Source organism: Sorangiineae bacterium MSr12523 (assembly GCA_037157775.1).
GTDB classification, from domain to species: Bacteria; Myxococcota_A; Polyangia; order Polyangiales; family Polyangiaceae; genus Pendulispora; species Pendulispora brunnea.
Window position 1 is genome coordinate 5,576,454 of sequence record CP089982.1, and the last position, 18,483, is coordinate 5,594,936.

The 18,483-nt window shown below is 62.2% G+C and carries 16 protein-coding genes and 1 pseudogene; 6 read left to right on the top strand and 11 right to left on the bottom strand.

From position 1 onward, the window contains the following. Positions 1 to 13: 13 nt before the first annotated feature. Positions 14 to 976 carry a hypothetical protein gene (locus tag LZC95_21300; protein WXA99345.1) on the bottom strand — a complete coding sequence of 321 codons (963 nt, stop codon included), beginning with the start codon at positions 974 to 976 and terminating at the stop codon, positions 14 to 16. A 501-nt stretch (positions 977 to 1,477) separates the two neighbouring features. Between LZC95_21300 and LZC95_21305 the strand changes: the two genes are divergently transcribed. Genes LZC95_21305 through LZC95_21315 form a run of 3 tightly spaced genes read left to right on the top strand, consistent with a single transcriptional unit; the run spans position 1,478 to position 5,645 of the window. Continuing rightward, positions 1,478 to 2,209: a hypothetical protein gene (locus LZC95_21305; GenBank protein ID WXA99346.1), complete on the top strand. Its 732-nt coding sequence runs from the start codon at positions 1,478 to 1,480 to the stop codon at positions 2,207 to 2,209. After that, positions 2,206 to 3,456: an ATP-grasp domain-containing protein gene (locus tag LZC95_21310; protein WXA99347.1), complete on the top strand. Its 1,251-nt coding sequence runs from the start codon at positions 2,206 to 2,208 to the stop codon at positions 3,454 to 3,456. The genes LZC95_21305 and LZC95_21310 overlap by 4 nt, the downstream gene beginning before the upstream one ends. Further along, complete coding sequence (locus LZC95_21315; GenBank protein ID WXA99348.1) at positions 3,453 to 5,645, top strand: M28 family peptidase; 2,193 nt, start codon at positions 3,453 to 3,455, stop codon at positions 5,643 to 5,645. Before LZC95_21310 ends, LZC95_21315 begins: the two co-directional genes overlap by 4 nt. A 7-nt stretch (positions 5,646 to 5,652) precedes the next feature. On the opposite strand, the gene LZC95_21320 is transcribed toward LZC95_21315, so the two are convergent. The 8 genes from LZC95_21320 to LZC95_21355 form a co-directional block, all read right to left on the bottom strand. Next, a complete protein-coding gene (locus tag LZC95_21320; GenBank protein WXA99349.1) occupies positions 5,653 to 7,584 on the bottom strand; it encodes a beta-lactamase family protein in 1,932 nt (643 codons plus the stop codon). A gap of 166 nt (positions 7,585 to 7,750) precedes the next feature. After that, positions 7,751 to 8,158, bottom strand: a complete 408-nt coding sequence (locus LZC95_21325; GenBank protein WXA99350.1) for a hypothetical protein — start codon at positions 8,156 to 8,158, stop codon at positions 7,751 to 7,753. Positions 8,159 to 8,220: 62 nt separating this feature from the next. Further along, on the bottom strand, positions 8,221 to 8,862 hold the full coding sequence (locus tag LZC95_21330) for a hypothetical protein (protein WXA99351.1): 642 nt from the start codon (positions 8,860 to 8,862) through the stop codon (positions 8,221 to 8,223). Between the two features lie 581 nt (positions 8,863 to 9,443). Continuing rightward, on the bottom strand, positions 9,444 to 10,067 hold the full coding sequence (locus LZC95_21335) for a hypothetical protein (protein WXA99352.1): 624 nt from the start codon (positions 10,065 to 10,067) through the stop codon (positions 9,444 to 9,446). Between the two features lie 696 nt (positions 10,068 to 10,763). Beyond that, positions 10,764 to 11,228, bottom strand: a complete 465-nt coding sequence (locus LZC95_21340) for a hypothetical protein (protein ID WXA99353.1) — start codon at positions 11,226 to 11,228, stop codon at positions 10,764 to 10,766. Between the two features lie 403 nt (positions 11,229 to 11,631). Then, positions 11,632 to 11,940 (bottom strand): hypothetical protein, encoded by a 309-nt coding sequence (locus LZC95_21345; protein ID WXA99354.1) that lies wholly within the window; start codon positions 11,938 to 11,940, stop codon positions 11,632 to 11,634. Next, on the bottom strand, positions 11,927 to 12,271 hold the full coding sequence (locus tag LZC95_21350) for a hypothetical protein (protein ID WXA99355.1): 345 nt from the start codon (positions 12,269 to 12,271) through the stop codon (positions 11,927 to 11,929). Before LZC95_21350 ends, LZC95_21345 begins: the two co-directional genes overlap by 14 nt. A gap of 63 nt (positions 12,272 to 12,334) precedes the next feature. Next, positions 12,335 to 12,805: a hypothetical protein gene (locus LZC95_21355; protein WXA99356.1), complete on the bottom strand. Its 471-nt coding sequence runs from the start codon at positions 12,803 to 12,805 to the stop codon at positions 12,335 to 12,337. A 345-nt stretch (positions 12,806 to 13,150) separates the two neighbouring features. Here LZC95_21355 and LZC95_21360 point away from each other — a divergent pair, with 345 nt between their 5' ends. Further along, the gene (locus tag LZC95_21360; GenBank protein ID WXA99357.1) at positions 13,151 to 14,353 is read left to right on the top strand and encodes an amidohydrolase family protein; all 1,203 of its coding nucleotides are present in this window, start codon (positions 13,151 to 13,153) and stop codon (positions 14,351 to 14,353) included. Between the two features lie 93 nt (positions 14,354 to 14,446). Here LZC95_21360 and LZC95_21365 read toward each other — a convergent pair whose 3' ends face one another. After that, positions 14,447 to 14,926, bottom strand: coding sequence for a hypothetical protein (locus tag LZC95_21365; GenBank protein ID WXA99358.1), 480 nt, complete (start codon positions 14,924 to 14,926; stop codon positions 14,447 to 14,449). Between the two features lie 211 nt (positions 14,927 to 15,137). After that, a pseudogene (locus LZC95_21370) lies at positions 15,138 to 15,311 on the bottom strand (IS3 family transposase). Positions 15,312 to 15,581: 270 nt separating this feature from the next. On the opposite strand from LZC95_21370, the gene LZC95_21375 reads away from it, so the two are divergent. After that, complete coding sequence (locus tag LZC95_21375) at positions 15,582 to 17,837, top strand: DUF4965 domain-containing protein (GenBank protein WXA99359.1); 2,256 nt, start codon at positions 15,582 to 15,584, stop codon at positions 17,835 to 17,837. A gap of 127 nt (positions 17,838 to 17,964) precedes the next feature. Continuing rightward, positions 17,965 to 18,381: a hypothetical protein gene (locus LZC95_21380; GenBank protein ID WXA99360.1), complete on the top strand. Its 417-nt coding sequence runs from the start codon at positions 17,965 to 17,967 to the stop codon at positions 18,379 to 18,381. The last annotated feature ends 102 nt before the right edge of the window (positions 18,382 to 18,483 follow it).

The following is an 18,483-nucleotide window of genomic DNA, read 5'->3' on the forward strand; positions in this document are numbered from 1 at the left end:
TTCTTTCGCTGGATCAACGAGTTGAAAATCGCGTCGTGCACGAGAATCCGAGCGCCTCGAGCCGCGCTTCGATGCACTCGAGCTGCTCGGCACCGCACGCTTCGCGCGGGTCGAAAATCAGCCCCACCACCGGCCCGCTATGCGCCACTTGCAGACCGATGGCCCCCACCTCCTCGACGAGGCGTTCGATCGCCTCGAAATGAGGTTTGGGCAGGTACGCCTGATTGATGCGCGCACTCGCCGTGGCCACATGGGCGACGAGCCGCGGATCCTGCGTGACCATGGCTCGCCGGAAAAGCCCGCGCAGAACGCGAAAACATTCAAGCTCGCGCCAGCCATACTGGGCGGGCGAAAGGCTCAATGTATCCAACCCGCCGCGCGCATCCGTGGTGAAGCCATGAATATCGAGCGCGGGAATCGACACACCGAAGTCTTCCAGAATGGTTCCATTGCGCTGGGCAAAGAGGACGGTGCGATCTTCGAACATCGTGGCGTCCGACGCCACCTCCGCACGCACCGCCAAATCCGCCACCCTTCGGGAGTCCACGTGCTGGCCGATGGCCTGCGACACTGCGCGGATCGTGGCAATGACATCGCTCGTGGACGAGCCGAGGCCCCAGCCGACGGGCGTATTGCTGTCGATAACGAGTTTCCCGCCCAGAGCCTCGCCGCCGCCCCAACGCAAAACCAACTCCGCGGCGCGGCGCGATTTCACCTTCCAATGAGGAAGTACCTCGAGTGGCGATCCGACATCCGGCGCAAACGTTACTCTGGAGGAATAAATGCCGCAGGCCAGCGTGACCAAGCCACCGTGAACTCCCCCGCGTTCGTCCTCGAAGACGCCCTGCAGGATTTCGCCGTGATGGCCGGTGGAGACTCCGTTTCCTACTCGAAATGCTACTCGTGACCTCGCCGATGCAATCGCGCGCGCCCCATCCGCCTCGAGAAAATCGGCGGGCAACCGACTAGTGGACATGCGTTGTAAACCCTTCGCCTGTGGGTGTTAGGCAGCACAAAATGCCGTGGCAATAAGCAATCTCGCTGCTGCTCGCGGGCGAGCGATCGCCCAATACGCAGCGGGTGAGTAACATGAAACGTTAATCAAAGTTCGGCAACCTGATTAATGTGACAAATGTTTGTCGCTTTATGTGCGCCATGAATCGAATACATCGTATCGGGATAGAGACGGCGAAACTTGGGCGATGTTGCGGCCAGAGCACGCAAAATGTGCGACCGCAACGAATTTACCTGCCAGTGCGCAAGTAGAACGATGCGCTTCTCCGTTAAGGGACCTCTACGCCGAGGTGGCGGGTTGGCGTACGCGCTCTTCGGGACTGGATTCTTCACAGAACGTCTTCATGTCCACCCGGCTAGTTAGTACGGAATTGCAAGTTTCATATTTCGAACTCGCAACTGGACCGCCTTGGCGTCTCGTGCAATGTTTCGCAAACTCGATTTCCTAGAATCGAGTAAAGACATGCTCCAAAGCGCAAATCCTGCGATGACCATCGTCATTCCTGCGCGGTACAACGGTCCCCCCCACTCGGCGAATGGCGGCTATGCATGCGGGCTGCTCGCCGGACGGGCGAACTTTTCGAACGAGCCTTTTTCCGCGGCCGCCGTCACGCTGTTGGTGCCTCCTCCTCTGGAAACACCGCTGGAATTTCGCGCCGGTGCGAAGCGCGCCTCGGCATGGCTGGGCGAGGAATTGATCGCCACCGTGGCCCCGGCGACGGGCGCAATTCCCGTGGTTGCCACGGTGCCGGCAAGCATTGCGCGTGCGGCCTCGGATCGGTATCCAGGCCGGTCCGCGCATCCTTTCCCTACTTGCTTCGTGTGCGGAACGCATCGTCCAGAATCGGATGGACTCTTCCTGTCACCGGGGCCGGTTCCCGATGACCCGGAACGTGTCGCTTGCACATGGACACCGGATAGTTCAGTGAGCAACGAGGAGGGGCACGTGCGGCGGGAGGTCGTTTGGAGCGTCCTCGATTGCCCCGGCGGATGGACATGCGACTTGGGAAACGCTCCCATGGTTCTTTCCCGCATGACGGCGCGTATTTCGCGCCTACCGCTCATCGGCTCGACCTGTGTCGTCGTCGGCCGGTGCGAACGGCAGCAAGGACGCACGGCCACCAACGTCACGGCACTCTATGACGAGGAGGGCACGCTGCTGGCGAGTGCCTCCGCAGTTTGGACTCGAACATGAGACACTTCACTTTCATCGAAAGCAACACGACCGGCACTGGACGTCTGGCGGTCCGGCAGATCCTCGAACGGGGCGACGCACTCACGTTCGTTACTCGTCAATCGGACAAATATCCGTTTCTGCGAGAACCTCACGCGCGACTTCGCGTGCTCGATGTCGAAACCAACGATTTGGACGCCACGCACGCGGCCGTCGAGAAGGTGCATCGGCGAGAGCCCATCGACGCCCTGCTGACGTTTTCCACCTTTTATGTGCCGCTGGTGGCGCGAGTTGCCTCGAGACTCGGCCTCTCTTATTTGAATCCCGAGGCGGCCACGCTCTGCCACGAAAAGCACGCCATGCGCGAACGGATGCGCCAAACGGGGCTGCCGCACCCTGAATTTTGGCTGCTCGCGTCCGAGATCGAGGCCGAGACGCTGGCGCCCTCCCTGCCCTATCCCGTGATCGTCAAACCAACGGCGGAAAGCAGCAGCAACGGCGTGGTGAGGGTCGAGAACGCCCAGGCATTGCTCGAGCATTACCGCACCCTCTCCGCGCGCAAGGAAAACGAACGAGGCCAGCGGGTCGACGGTTTGGTCCTGGTGGAAGGCTTGATCCAGGGGCCGGAGTTCAGCGTGGAGACGTTCACGTTTCCCGATCGGGGTACCGGCCGGCGAACGACCGTGGTCGGTATTACGGAGAAGCATCTCTCGCCGCCTCCATTCTTCGTCGAGATGGGCCATGATTTCCCTGCCGCCATCGACGCGGAGGCCCGCGCGTCCTTGGAGGAGGCGACGCTCGCGGCTCTCGACGCGGTGGGTTTCGATTTTGGGCCTGCCCATACGGAGCTTCGGCTTTCCGCACAAGGGCCCGTGGTGATCGAGATCAACCCGCGGCTTGCGGGCGGGATGATCCCGGAGCTCGTGCGCCTCGCCACGGGGATCGATCTTTTGAACGCGGTGTTGGAGCTTCCCTTCGGCCTGACGGACCTCCCGGCCGCCAGCCGAAACGATGTCGCGTCCATTCGCTTCATCACGTCGCGGGAGAGCGGCACGCTCGCGTCGGTTCGTGGCCTCGATCGGGCGCGCGAGTTCGACACCGTCTGCGAGGTCGCGGTGGAGAAGAAAACGGGCGCGCCCGTCCGGCCGGCGACGAGCGCGCTCGATCGACTTGGCTACGTGATCGGCCGCGGTGGGCAGCGTGCCCGGGTCGTCGCCGAGGTCGAGGAAGCCCTTCGCGGGATCGAGCTGGATCTGGGGCCGCGTTGAACCTGGCGAGGGCGGCGGCGGCGGCGATGTTCGCGGCTGCCGTATGGCTCGGCGCGGGCGCGCTCTCGACACCGGAGCCAGCGGGGCCGACGGCACCGTTGGAGAGCTTTTCGGCGGCGCGAGCCTTCGCCCACGTCGAGGCCATCGCGCGGGAGCCGCATCCCATGGGCTCTCCGGCGCACGAGGATGTGCGGAGCTATTTGCTCGAGCAACTCGGTGCACTCGGTCTCGAGGTGCAGACGCAAGAAAGCGTCGCCGTGGCCTCTCGGTCCGATGGCCGCTCACCCGTCGAAATGGGGCGGGTGCGAAATGTCGTGGCACGCCGGAGGGGAAACGGGAAACACGGCTCGCGGGCCATTTTGCTCGCGGCGCATTACGATTCGGAGCGGGCGAGCTTTGGCGCTGCCGATGACGGCTACGGGGTGGCAGCGCTGCTGGAAACGGCGCGCGCCGTCGCGGCGGGTGCGGCGCTGGATCGCGATGTGCTGTTTCTCTTCAGCGACGGCGAGGAGCGCTCGCTGCTGGGCGCGGCCGCGTTCATGCGGGAGCATCCGTGGCGGCACGACGTGGACGCGGCGTTCAACTTCGACGCGCGGGGCAATCGGGGGCCGGTCACCATGTTTCAATCGAGTGCGGCGAGCATGGATCTCGTCGAGCGCTACCTGCGTGCGGCACCGCACCCCGTGGCCAACTCGATCAGCGAGGAGCTTTACAAGCTTCTCGACAATGATACCGACTTCACGGAGGTGCTCGCGGGCGGGTTGCCCGGGTTGAACTTTGCCAATTTCCGCGGGGTCGACAGCTACCACGATCGCGGAGATCGCGCCGACGCGGCCGACCAAGGGACCCTGCAGCACCACGGCGAAACCGCGCTGGCCATGGTACGTGCGTTCGCGCCGGTGCAGGATGCCGCGTGGCGTACGCGCAGCGCGGTGTACTTCAATCTTGGGCCGCTCTCACTTTGTATGCCGTCCGTGTGGATGCTCGTGCTCGCCGTCGCGTGCGCCGCGGGTCTGGCGCGGCGGAATGCGATCACGGATCTCGTCGCGGGTGCGGGTTGGGCTTTGGGCGGCGCGGTGCTCGCACCTGCGTTGCTGCTCGGCGCGTTCGAGTGGCTCCTCGGGCGCGTGCTTCCCGATTTTTCGATGCGCCTCGCCGCGCATCCGGTGGCCGAGGCGCTTTACACGACGGCGGGGGCGTCGTTGGCGCTCGGCCTAGCGCTGTTCACCCTGCAACGCATGCAGCGTCGCTGGCCTCGGCTCGCGCAGGGCGCTGCTGCGCTTTGGTCGGTGCTGGCAGTGGTGACGGCCATCGCGCTGCCGAAGGCGAGCTACCTGGTGACGATTCCGCTCTGCGGCTTCGTCGTGGCATCATGGCTTCGAGAACGCACCGGCGCATGGCTCCTGCTGCACGCTGCGCTGGCAATCCCCGGTGTGATGCTCGCATCGCTCCACGCGCGGCTGGTGGTGGCGGCACTCGGATCGGACGTTCCCGCAGCCGCGCTGGTGGGCTTTGGCGCGACGTTCGTCCTGCCGTGGCTCGGTCCGTGGAGCGAGCGCACGTCACGTGTGTTGCTCCTGGGCTCGGGCGCAGCGCTTGGCGGTGCACTGCTCTTGCTCCTGGGGCGTGTGCCGCATGCTGGAGAGGGATGGCGAAGCTACACGGTGAGCATCGACGCCGGCTCCGAGAACGCGCGCTGGGTGAGCATCGGCGCGTTCGATCCGTCCTGCGGCCCAGAAGCACCCAGTTGGAAGCGCGAGCGGCTGCCGGAGCTCTTTCCAGGTCGGGACATCGAGATCCACTCGAGAGACGCGCGTGCGGCGTCTGTCACCCGCCCCACGCTCGACGTTCTCGAGGACGTCCGCACGGCGCATCGAGCCCTTCGCATGCACATCGGTGGCACCGCCTCGGGCGCCGCCGGCATCTACATCGGCCGGGACTTTAGGGTAACGCGGGCCAGCCTCGAAGGCCGGCCGGTTCCCCTCACCGCGAAGGGCGATCTCGCAGTTCGCTTTTGGGCGCCGCCTCCCGAGGGCCTCGACCTGGAGCTCGAGCTCGAAACGCCATCCCGCGCGACCTTGCGCGTGGTCACCGATACGCCGGGCGTGCCGGCGCATGACGATTTCGCCGCGGAGGCCGCGTGCTTCGTCGGCGCACGAACGATGGTGACCACGACGTTCGAGCTCTAGGCCCCTTTTACTCGGCGCAGTTCGGCGCGCCCTCCGAGCGCGGAGGACGGCCCGTCACCTCCGTTGCATGACCCGTCGGGTCGACGGCCACCGTCAACTCCATGGGCGCATCCGCGCACGTAAGCGCGAACGTCGCGTGCGTGGCGCCGTCGCTCTCGACGGCGCGCTCGATGCTGCATTTACCGTGAACAGCCGCCAATTGCGTGAACGCCTTTTTGACACGCGCAAGCTCCGCATCCTTCGCGAACAGTGCCGCGGCGCCATTGTCATCCCAGCGCCCGAGCATCTCGACGCTTGCCTCCCCTGCCCGGCGGAGCGCAGCGCTCGGCGGAAAGTCCTCGCGCATCTCGAGAGCCTGCACGCGCGGCTTCGATCCCGGTCCGAGCCCGGCCGCAAAGGTGATCGATCCCCGTTCGCACGCAACCTGCCATCGACCTCGCATGCGGTTGACGAATCGAGGCTCGCCTTCGAGCCGGCACGTGCCGTGTTCGCGCGTGAGCCGTGCGAACCGCTCTCGGAATGCATCGATGCTCTGGTACCGAAAGAACGTCGGCTCGAGCAGGTCGCGCGCACGTGCATCGTTCCAGTTCGTCATGAGCTGGTCGACGGCACCCGGCACCGCGGCCATCGCGGGCAAGGGCTCGACGCGCGGGGCGGCGAGAAGGCCCGCCTCCCGCAACCGATTCATCGTGCGCGAGATCACGCGCGTGCCGGCACGCTCGTCGTTGAGGAAGACGACCATGCCAAACCCCTTTTGCGGCAACATGCCCATCAGCGTGATGTACCCGGGAAGCCCGCCGGCGTGCTCGACGTAGAAGTCCTCCTCGCATGTGCGATGTGAGAACAGACCGAACCCGTACGCCCCCGCGTCGGCCTTCAGATGACCGTCCTGAAGACGTGCCATCGGCATCGGCGAACGCAGCGTCAGCACCCGCACGAACTCATTCGAGCTCGAAGCCCGTACCCCCTGTTGCATCTCCCGCACACTGCTACGCCGGAGAGGACCGCTCTCGGCGTCATCACGCGCGGGCCACGCCGAGACGTGAAACGAGACATAGCGCAACAGATCGCGCACCGTCGTGTGGATGCTGCCCGCCGAATCCAACACACCGAGCTCCGCGGGCGGTGCGATCTCCCGGGACGCGGTCATGTCTTCGTTGCGATCGCGCCCGCGGTAGCCCACCGCCACCGTGCCCTTTGCAAACGCACTCGGGCTCCAGTCGGTATGGGTCATGCCGAGCGGTTCGAACACCATCCGTCGAATGGCATCGCGCAGGGGCATGCCGCTTACGCGCTCGACGATGCGACCGATCACCCCCCAGGCGAGATTCGAATATTCGTACGCCACCCCGGGCGCGCGCGACATGGCCGCGCCGTCCAAAAGCTTCGCCATATCTTGCTCGGTAAAGTGCTCGGTCACGTCGCCCCAGGGGTTGTCCTCGGGCATGCCGCTCGAGTGCGAAAGCAACATCCGCAACGTGATGGCCGGCGAATCCCGCGTGGCGCGCGCAATCCGCCCCAGCGGCGGATAGTAGCGCTCCGCCGGCACATCGAGATCGAGCTTTCCTTCATCGCGCAGCCGGAGAATCGCCATGGCGGTAAACGACTTCGTGACCGACGCAATGGGAAATGGTGTATCGGCCTCGAACGGGCGTTTCCGCTCCACATCGCGAAGCCCGAAGCCCTTGGCATAGACGATCTCCCCGCCAAGGACGATGCCCACGCCCATCCCGGGAACGTGGCTGGCCCGCTGGTCATCCGCAAAGAGCTTATCGAGCTCGGGCACGAGCCGCTCGAACTTCGCGCGAGGGTCGGACGCGAGCTTCGAGGGCTGCCAATGTCCGAGCGGCGTCGCCGGGGGACCGGAAATGGATTGGGAGCAGCCCGCAGCTACCCCGAGAAACACGAAAAGCGAAGCAAAGAAGGCGTGGGTACGCATGCGAAATCCTTACCAGAACGTCGCCACACCCCGCGTCAAAAGGTGCACTGCATCGCATGACGGGGCGGTGGGGACTCGTGGGCCAACGCCGAGCGGATCGATTGGCAGGCGCGCAGTGCGCCGATGCGATCCTTGGGCGACGACGGCCCCACGGAGAGAAGACGTTTCACGACCCGGCCGCTGCGGTTTGCCACCGTGCGACAGAGGATGACCGGCCGATTGAGAATCGCTTCGACGCACGAGCGTTAGTCATTTTCCCAATGACCTCGCCCAAAAGATGAAGCCCGAACCGCGCTTCCCACTCTGCGAAATCTTGAGAGGACACATCGTTCGTATCGAATGTCACATTGAGAAAGAGCACCGGTAGCTTGCCGCCTGCAATCGCGAGGACTTCGTCGCTATCCAGTGCCTCATCCTCAATCTCGTCTCTGGAAAACAGCGCTCTGCCGGACCACCTGGCCCGCTTTCCCTTCAAGGGTTCCTTGAGCGCATCGCTAATTTCCCACAGCTGCTTCTGTACCTCGACCGGGTCGGAAGAAAGGTCCCACATCAGATATTCGCGAGCTGCTAACACGACTTCCACACCTCTCCCTTTGGGGCCGACAACCGTAGTGCCCTCGGGCTCGAATGCTCGAATCAGTCATCTAGCGTCTCCTTCGCTTCGGGCGTTGGGGGCTCGAAGCCGTCGGAAGTCACGCCGTCGCCTTCGTACTCGGATGGCGGTCCGAATTCCTGCTGCAAACGCTCAAGCATTCCCCTGAGGATGGGTGCATTGATGCGAGCAAGCTCACGATTGTCCATCCCGTCGCGGGAATGGGGCCGGAATAGCGTATGTCCTATTTCGAACCAGAAGCGAGCTTGAGAGTACTGAGAAGCTGGAGAAAATACTCCCTCCGTGCGGTCGCCGACCCAAACCATCTCCAATGGCCCGCTCTCCTTCGAGCGAGCAAAAACACGAAGTTCGAGCTCGAGGACGATTGTTCCCAATTCTCCGCGAAATGCGCGAATGTGAGAGATGGCTTCGGTGAACGTGACGATTCCACTCGACGGAGCGAGATTGAAGACGTCACCCTGATAGTGTTCGCAGGATTCAATACGAATGGCGCGAACACGAGCATCCTCTCCCAGACTTCGGTAGAAACGCCGAAGCGATTCTTCCGGCCACGCCTCCTCGTTTTGCGGGCTCCTAAGGCACCAGCCGACGGGGTACTCCAGGAGGCCCCACGTATCTCGAACGTAGGTCTTAAGTGGGGTGAATGTCATTGCGCCGATGCACACGCCGTTCGGGTTAGCTGTTTCTCACCGGCGCCACCAGGTGTGCGTTCTTGGAACGTAGTCTGGAGCATCGAATGCGAGACCTTCGGCTCCTTCTCGGAGGTCTCGATCGACCTCCTCGCTTTCGTACTCGGCGAGGAACTGGTCCGCGGAAGTGTCGCGAAACACCTCGCGAACGAATGCGTGCTGGGAGCGCCGTCTCAGCGCCCACTCCTTGAGTTCTTCGTCACCGTCGTCGAAAAGCCTGCCCGTCTCACTCTGCCACTCGTTCATCGTGAGAATCGACGCATGCAGCCGTTCAGCATGGCGGAGTGCCCACGGTCGAGCCTCGTCCCAAGCAGCGCCCCCTTTGGCGACCTCACGCGCAAGGCGCTCAAAGCAATACATGAATCGACTCATCGAGGCGAGCTGCTCTTTCCGTGGGCCCGTCAGCGACGCCTGAAGGGCGTTGTCAGCACAGGACAGAATCTCGTCAGTGATGGTTGACATGCATTGGCCGTCATGAGGTAGTCATCTATCAAAGAATATCACATCGACACGAATGGCTTCCACATTCAAACAGGTCCTCGCAGATCCACTTGGAGTCAGCCGTCGTCCATCGCGGGATCGGAGGAAGTTGGTGGCTCGAAGCCGTCCAACGTGACGTCTTCCCCGTCGTACTCGTCCGCTGGGCCGAACTCCAATTTGAAGCGCTCCAGTATTTGGCGTAAGACAGGCGCGTTGAGATGTGCGAGCTCGCTATTGTCGGCTCCGTCGCGCGAATGGGCACGGAAGAGCGTATGTCCTAGTTTGAACCAAAAGTGGGCATTGGAATGAGGACCCGTCGGATAAAAGATTCCTTCGGTACGCTCGCCGACCCAAGCGATTTCCAGTGGCCGGTTCTCCACCAAACGGACGAAAACGCGAAGCTCCAACTCGAGCACGACCGTTCCCAGTTCTCCTCGGAAGGCCCGCAGGTGGGCCATGGCCTCGTCGAACGAAATTGTCCGGTTTTCGGGGCAGAGATTGAAAACATCACCATGGTAATATTCGCCGGATTCGATGCGAACGGCGCGAACACGACCATATTCCCCCAAGGCTCGATAGAAACGTCGTAGGGATTCCCCTGGCCACGCCTCGTCGGTTTCGGGGCTGTTGAAGCACCATCCGACTTGGTATTCCAGTAGGCTCCAAGTATCTCGAACGTAGCTTTGGGATATCCGCGTCATGGGTCACAACGTACCTTAGCTCTCGCAACGCTTTGTCATTGAAGCGTCGGGATGACAGCACGCACGTAGAGGCCACGAATCATGCGGTCCGTGCGGGGTGCTCAGGCCCGTGATCCTGCCCTCGAACATTTGGACAATGTTGGATGCGCGGAGATCGACTCAAGCTCCGCGCGATACGCCGCAAGAAGCTCGAGCGAGGCCAGCACGGCGCAGCGTCGAGTGTCGTTCGGAGGAGGGGCACCGCGACGATGCTTGAGATTCGTTCGTCTTCTCCCAGCACGACGTGAGCGAACCTCCTTGAATTGCAACTGCTGCAATGCCACTCCTGCAAGAGCAGCAGCGGTCCTCGCTCAGGGAGCGATCGGAGCACAATCGAGTCGGCGATCGCTTCCATTCGAAGGTCCGGCACGAGGTCCCCGACTCGCAGGATAGCTCCGCCTGGCTCATCGACGATGCGAGTATCCATCACCGTCGTGGAGTCCTCCGGCGACAGGACCCCGCAGTACACACATTTCAACGCAGCGACAAGATATCCGGTGCTCATGGTATTATTGCGGCGCAACCACCGCGCTGATTCGGAATCTCCTTGCCCATGCACGTCGAGCCCCGCACCAGTTGGGGGTCCGCCATTCGTGAGGTGTGCATGTACAACGTGAACTCGATGCTCGCCATCTCGGCCTCCCTTGAGAGACGTATTCACCATCGCCACCAGGTGTGCGTCTTTGGTACGTAGTCTGGAGCATCCAATGCGAGATGATAGGCCCATTCGCGGAAGTCGCGATCAACCGATTCGTCCTCGTAACACGCAAGAAGCGCGTCGGCTGCCGTTCCATCAAACAACTCGCGCGCGAAGGCGTGTTGAGAGCGTCGAGACAGAGCGTACTCCCTGCCCTCTTCATCCGTATCGTAAAGTAGCCGGCCGGTTTCGTCCTGCCATCCCTCTAGCGCTTCACTAGCGCTGCACAGTCGCTCGGCGTTGCGCCTTGCCCATGGCCGGGCCTCGTCCCACGTCGCTTTTCCCTGAGAGACCGCCCGTGCGAAACGCTCGAAGCATTCCATGAACTTCGTCATCGAGGCAACGCGCTCACCTGCATCGCCTTGCAACGACGCCGCAAGGGAGTTGTCGGCGCAGGACAGAATCTCGTCGGTGATGTTTGACATGTGTTTGGCCGTACAGAGGGAGTCACCGTACCAAAGGTGATGAGCACAGGGCGATCCATGCGTTCTTCACGAGCACCGTAGAGATATTACACCGAAATGCCGGGTGACCGCGCCGCTTCGCGCAATCATGTGCTGACGAAATCGATCGTTCGAAGGTATCGCAACATGCTCGCAAGTTCGGCCCCTCTTGTCGTCGAAACCGACATCGCCGCGATCCCGATGATTTTTTTCGCCCTTTGCTACTTGCTAGCCTGTGGAGCGGACGTTCGGGCCATCACAGTATCTCCAGGAGATCCCGATCAAATTGCGATTGCAAAGTTCGTGCTGAGTGAGCTCGGTCTGGAGATCCCAGTTGGCGCCGGCGACCCACACGCAGCACATCATCGTCGGGAGGGATGCATTATCAATTGCTCACGAAGTACGGCTTCCCCTTGCGGGCGGCTCCAGATGGGCCTGGGCCGACATCTTGCTCGACGTGGCAAAGGACACCGTTCCCGAATTTTTCGCCTGCGGGCGGCTCGATAGTGTTGGCGAGTACCTGGAACGCGGAGGAACGTTTCGGCGTGCGACGATGCAGGGTGACTGCCTGCCTTACGAGATGCACACGCTCGCTGTCGTGAAGCTCGCCAGATTCGAAGGTCGTAACGCCGTCCCGACCTTCAGCCTCAATGGCAACCTTTCTGCCGCCGAAAACCGTCTCACGCGCAAGCATTTGTCGATTCTTCGGTTCCCTCGCCAAAAAGGTAAAGCGCGAACCGCGCTTCCCACGCCGCGAGATCTTGAGCAGTGACATCCCCCTTGTCGAATGTCACATTGAGAAAGATTACCGGTAGCTTGCCACCCGTAATAGAGACGACCTCGTCAACGTCCAGCGCCTCGTCTTCAATGTCATCTTTGGAAAATAGCGCTCTGCCGAAGCAACTCGCTCGCTTTTCCTTCAAGGATTCTTCGAGCGCCTCCCTGATCTCCCACAAGCGCTTCTGGACCTCGACCGGGTCGGAACAAAGGTCCCACAGCAGGTATTCTCGAGCGGCCAGAGACAAGTTCACATTCCTTCGTTCAGTAGGCGAACAACGATATCTCTCGTTGTTTCCCCGGGGCCAGGCTCAACGACACGTTTGGATGATACCATTCTCATCGAAGACGTAGATCGGCTCGCCGACCGTCGCCTCCAGGATTCGCTCGGGATCATCGCCGATCGCAAAGGTGACCGTAAAGAACTTGTTGTTCACATTGGACGAGGTTGTCTTTCGAGGAAGGCGCAACGTCGGGTAGCCCTCGAGCCTCGCCGAGACTTCAAAACCTACCTCCTCACGCATCCAAAAGCCCTGGAACTCACATTCCGGATGAAGCTCGGCCAGCGGAGTGAGAACATCCTTTTGGAATTTAATGTAGGCGGTACCGGAGAAGTACACGTCGGTGAAAGCAAATCGGGTCCTAAATCGTTGTCGTCGGCCGTGCTCGCCGAGTTCCGACGAGTGCTTGCCGAAACCTTGACAGCTTCTGCCATCGACAGGAAAGGCAACGGTTGCCGAGCGCAACGAATGGGGCGACCCGGCGCGGGACCCGATCTTCATTGTCGGTATGCCCCGGTCCGGCTCGACCCTGCTCGAGCCGAGCCTCGCAAGTCATCCGCTCGTCGACGACACACCCGACGCGCCTAAGGACGTGGAGCCCAAAAGAACACCAGGGCCGCGCCGCGACGGGCTCCACAGGTTCGAACGACCGTTAATTCGTCTAAGAAGAAACGATTTCGCTCGCGACTTCTTGAGTTTCCAACCCGACATGGTAGCGTATTACGAAATCGTTTTCGTATCCGCTATCGGACAAAGGTGATCGCCGGCCGATCGGGTTGGATAACTCGCCTCGGACCGTGACCCGGGCGTCTCAGCTTCGGCGAACTCCTCGAGGAAAAGGAATACATGATGATGAACCGTCGTCGGTTTCTGTACGCTGCCGCCGCAGGCGGGGCGATGCTGTCACTGCCCTATATGCCGAAGCTGTGGGCGGCAAGCTGCGACTTGATTGTCAGGGGCGGACGGGTCGTGGACCCATCGCTTGGCATCGACGGGATCCGCGACGTGGCGGTCGCCGGCGGACGAATCGTCGCTATCGGGGAGAACATCAAGGCTGATGCCCCGGAGACCATCGACGCGCGCGGCAAGCTGGTCACGCCGGGGCTCATTGACATTCATTGCCACGCAGCCCAGCTCAAAGACGGGCCGGCGCTCGTGCTTCTCGACGGTGTCACCAGTTACCTCGACGGCGGTTCGTACGGTGCCGATGGCATCGATCAGGCTGCCTCTCTCGTGAAGAGTGGACCGAACCTTGGTCGCCTGCTTGTCAACATCTCGCGCATCGGCGTCGACACCCAGAAAGGCGAGCTGCGCGATCTGAGCCTTGCTGACGTCGACTTGGCGCGCGCCGCCATCGCGCGCAACCGCGGTGTCGTCATCGGCGTGAAGGTACGGCTTTCCAACAACGTCACCGGCCCCAACGATCTCGAGGCGTTGCGGCGAGCGCAGGAAGCCGCCACCCCGTTCGGGCTGCCATTGATGATCCACATCGGCCAGTCCTACTCGCCATTGCCGGCGATCCTGTCGTTGCTCAAGCGCGGCGACGTGGTCACGCATGTATACGCGCCGGCGCCCAATGGCATCCTCGACGACAGCGGGCGCATTCTTCCCGAGGTGCTCTCCGCCCGCCGTCGCGGCGTCCTGTTCGACTTCGGCAACGGCACGCTCCAACACTTCAATTGGGACGTCTTCGAACGCGGCGTCAAACAGGGCTTCCTCCCGGACACCATCTCCACCGACTGGGTGGGCCCTCAGTCACGCACGACGAACGTTGTCGATTTGCCCAACGTCATGTCGAAATTCCTGACGTTCGGCCTGTCGCTCAGCGACGTGATCGCCCGTGTCACGGTCAACAGCGCGCGTGCGTTCGGTGCATTCAGCGACCGCGGCACCCTCAAGGTAGGCGCGCCAGCTGATATCACCGTGCTGGAGCTGCGCGAGGGATCGTTCCAGTTCCAGGACAATTACAAAGGCGTACGGACCGGCCGCCAACGGCTGTTCCCGTTTGCCACCGTAGTCGGCGGCAAGAAGGCACCGCACCGGGTGTGAATGACGGTGAAGCGTTCCTTCTCGCGATGCGCGCAGCTAGTCAATCGCCTCGGGGTCTCCGTTCGACGCGTACCGGCGTTGATCGAATAACGACTACTCTGACGCAAGCGGCCAACGCCACCAGGTGTGCGTCTTGGGAACATAATCTGGAGCGTCCAATCCCGCACGCTCGGCACCCTCATGGAAGTCCTCGTCAACGTCTTCCGCCTCGTAGGCGGCGAGGAATTCGTCCGCTGACGTATTCCGAAACACCTCGCGCGCGAATGCATGTTGGGAGCGCCGCAGCAGCGCCCACTCCATGCGTTCTTCCCCACCACCGTAGAAGAGTGCGCCCATTTCAAGCTGCCAGTCATCCATTGCGAGGCGAGCCATGCGCAACCGGTCGGCGTTGCGCAACGCCCATGGGCGAAAGTCGTTCCACGTTCCTTCGTCCACGGCGACCTCGCGCGCCAGACGTTCGAAGCACTTCATGAACCGCGTTATCGACCCAAGGCTCTCCCTTGGCTCGCCTTGCAGCGACGCGCGAAGCTCGGCTTCGGCCTCCGCTAGAGTCTCATCGATAACGAATGTCATTGGTCAGTCTCCTGCCTTACCATATGTCGAGATAGCCGCTTTCCCTTCGCTGGTAACATACACCAGTGCCCGTATCCCTCGGTTCGACGACTACGGTGCGCGAGTCCTTTGGGTTCTCGCGCACCTCGCAGGTCTCGTTGCCAATCAACTTTCGAGCGCACTCCAGGTACGCGGTAAGCGTCGACACATTTGTCCAAGAATCATTTAGTGCCTAATGCACGTATGGTGCCCGCTTTGGCCGGGTGAGCACGACGGCTCCGACTGGAGTCCAGTTTCGGGTATTGAGTGTCCATGGGCGTGGCGTTCCACGACGCGCCTGCTGGTCGAGGGCATGGCGTGCTGCCAAAAGTTCGACGTCACGTCCCGCGTGGCGGTCCGCGGGGGTACGTAGCGAATCGCGCCTATTCGGCACCTGGCTGCAGAAGGGCGATGTTGTCGTCGAGGCATTGCCGATGCCTATCTCGCCGTGAGACATCCGACGTTCGGGACCGCGCCCATGATCGCACCGATCATGGGCGCATGATCCCCATCATCATTCAGCGCCGCGATTTCGAACTTACTACCGATCGAACGAATTGAGATTCATCCGAGCTATGATTTAATTCGGTTATCTGCAACGGTTACGCATTTAAACGATTATGATGCGCGCACGCGCATGAAACCTATTCTGCCGCAACGCTCGATTGCCATTTTCGCAACCGCACTTCCCACGATTTTGGCGTTGGGCGCCAGCTTCGTGGCCTGTTCATCGACGGACTCTCCCGCTCGTTCGAACGGCCCGCAAGATAGCGGGAACCCTCCTGCGCTCGACGCTGCCAATAACGCACTCGATGGCGCCAATGACGCTTTGGAGGCGGAGGCGCCCCCGCCCTTCATGCCCCCTGCGATTCAAGCCTGGCGCGCGCCGGCGTATCCTCTCGTTGCCTCCGATCCGTACTTCAGCATTTGGTCCTTCTCCGACAACCTCTGTCAGAGCTGGCCGCGCCATTGGACGGGGGCCACGCAGGCCTTGCAAAGCATGGTGCGCGTGGACGGGCGGAGCTTCCGACTCATGGGCCTCGCCCCGAACGGCGTGCCTTGTGCGACGCAAACCAGTGTCAAGGTCACGCCGACCCGCACGGTGTACGAGTTCATCGCGGCCAGCGTCAACGTGAGGCTCACGTTTCTCACGCCGCGCCTCACCGACGATTTGGACGTGTTCTCGCGTTCGGCGTCGTACGTCACCTGGGACGTGCGGGCGAACGATGGCAAGTCGCACGAGGTCGCCGTGTACTTCGATAACTCGGCCGAGTCCGTGGTCGATTCGGTGTCGCAGCAGGTCACCTGGGATACGGTCGCCGTCGATGGCATGCTCGTTCGGCGCATGGGCACCGTCGAGCAGCCGGTGCTGCAAAAGAAAGGCGACAATCTGCGCATCGATTGGGGCTATCTGCACCAAGCCGTGCCCGCGGCGGCCGGCGTCAAACAGGTCGTCGCCGCCGACGTCGATGCGCGAAACGCCTTTGCCGCCAACCAGGAATTGCCCAGTAGCGACGACGCCCGCAAGCCCCGAGCCGCCAATGACGCGTGGCCCGTCATGGCCAGCACGTTCGCCCTTCCGGGCGTGGGCTCGGATTGGACATCGCGCACGTTGATTCTCGCCTACGACGACGAATACAGCATCGAATCCATGGGCACGCGTCTGCGCCCGTATTGGCGTCGGAACGGCGCCGGCGCGGTCGATCTCGTCAAGGCTGCCCAATCGGATTACGGCGCTCTGCGCGCACGCAGTGAGGCTTTCGATGCTGCGCTCGTCGAAGACCTCGAGCGCGCGGGCGGGCCCAACTTGGTGCGCATCGGCGCCCTCGCCTACCGGCAAGCCATGGCCGCCCACAAGCTGGTCGCGGGCACCGATGGCAAGCCGCTCTTCTTCTCGAAGGAGAACTTCAGCAATGGCTGCATCGCCACGGTGGATGTCACCTACCCGTCGGCGCCGCTGTACCTGCTCTTGAATCCGACCTTGCTCGAGGGCATGCTCGCGCCCATTGCCGATTATGCCGCTTCGGCGCGCTGGAAATTCGATTTTGCGCCGCACGATCTCGGCACGTACCCCATCGCCAATGGCCAAGTGTACGGCGGCGGCGAGACCAGCGAAGAGAACCAGATGCCCGTCGAGGAGTCGGCCAATCTGGTGCTCTTGTTTGCTGCCTTGGCGAAGGCACAGGGAAATACGGACTTTGCAACGCGCCATTGGAATTTGCTGGTCAAATGGAGCGCGTATTTGGAGAAAACCGGATTCGATCCGGGAAGCCAGCTTTGCACCGACGATTTTGCCGGCCACCTCGCGCACAACGTGAACCTCTCGGCCAAGGCCATCGTCGCGCTTGGAGCCTACGCACAATTGCTCGATGCCCGAAAAATGACCGAGGAGGCCGCGCGCGTGCGCGGAGTTGCCAAGGAATTCGCTGCCAAATGGCTCGAGCAGTCGAAAGATGGAGACCACACGCGGCTGGCGTTCGACAAGCCCGGCACGTGGAGCCAGAAGTACAACCTCGTGTGGGATCGCATTCTGGGGCTCGGATTGTTCCCCGATTCCGTCGCCCAAAAGGAACTCGCCTATGCGCGCACGCGCATGCTCGGCTATGGCCTCCCGCTAGACAATCGCGAGGTGTACACGAAGCTCGATTGGACGATATGGACCGCCACGCTCACCGGCAATCGCGCCGACTTCGATACCCTGGTGGCACCGGTCGCCCAGTTCTTGAATGACACGCCCGATCGCGTGCCCATGTCCGACTGGTACATGACCTCCGACGGGCACCAGCGGGGCTTTCAGGCGCGCTCCGTCGTCGGCGGTGTCTTCATCCCCCTCCTTTATGACGGCCCCACTTGGCAGAAATGGCGCCAAGGTGGCGCGCATGGTGGCAACTGAGCGTGGCGTGAGACGCGCGTGTGGTCACCACAACCGCCTCGAATGGGTGGGCTTGAAGACTACAAAAATGCAACCGCGGGCAAATTTGGCCGCCATTCATGGTATCCGTCGAGATGGGATGGGGTCGATGGCTTATGTGTTGATCGGTCGGTTGAGCGTAAATGTTTATTCGCCATCCTCACCGACCGACGAAGAATGGGATGCCTATTTGAAATACCGCGTCACGCACATGCCGCGCATCGATTCGGTGCTCGTGTACACGCAGGGTGGAGCATCGACCATCCCGCAACGCGAGCGACTGAATCGAATGCCGGCGCGGGTTCTCGGCGTGACGGGCGCGGTGGTGACGTCCTCCGTGTACGTGCGGGCCATGTACAAGGCGCGCCCCGAGACGCACTCGCTTTGGAAGGTGTTCTCGGAAACGGAGTGGGATGCCGCCTTTCGCCACTTGAGCGTTCGCCAGGAGGAGCGCTCGCCCATCCTGTCGATGGTGACGAAACTGGGCGTCGACCTCGGCCTGGCCATGCCCTTGCTCCCGTCCTAGAGCGGCACGAGCGGCACGAGCGGCACGAGCGGCACGAGCGGCACGAAACAGAGCAACATCTTCGGCTCGACGGCCGACTGGGTCTTCGTGGTCCCTTCCTCG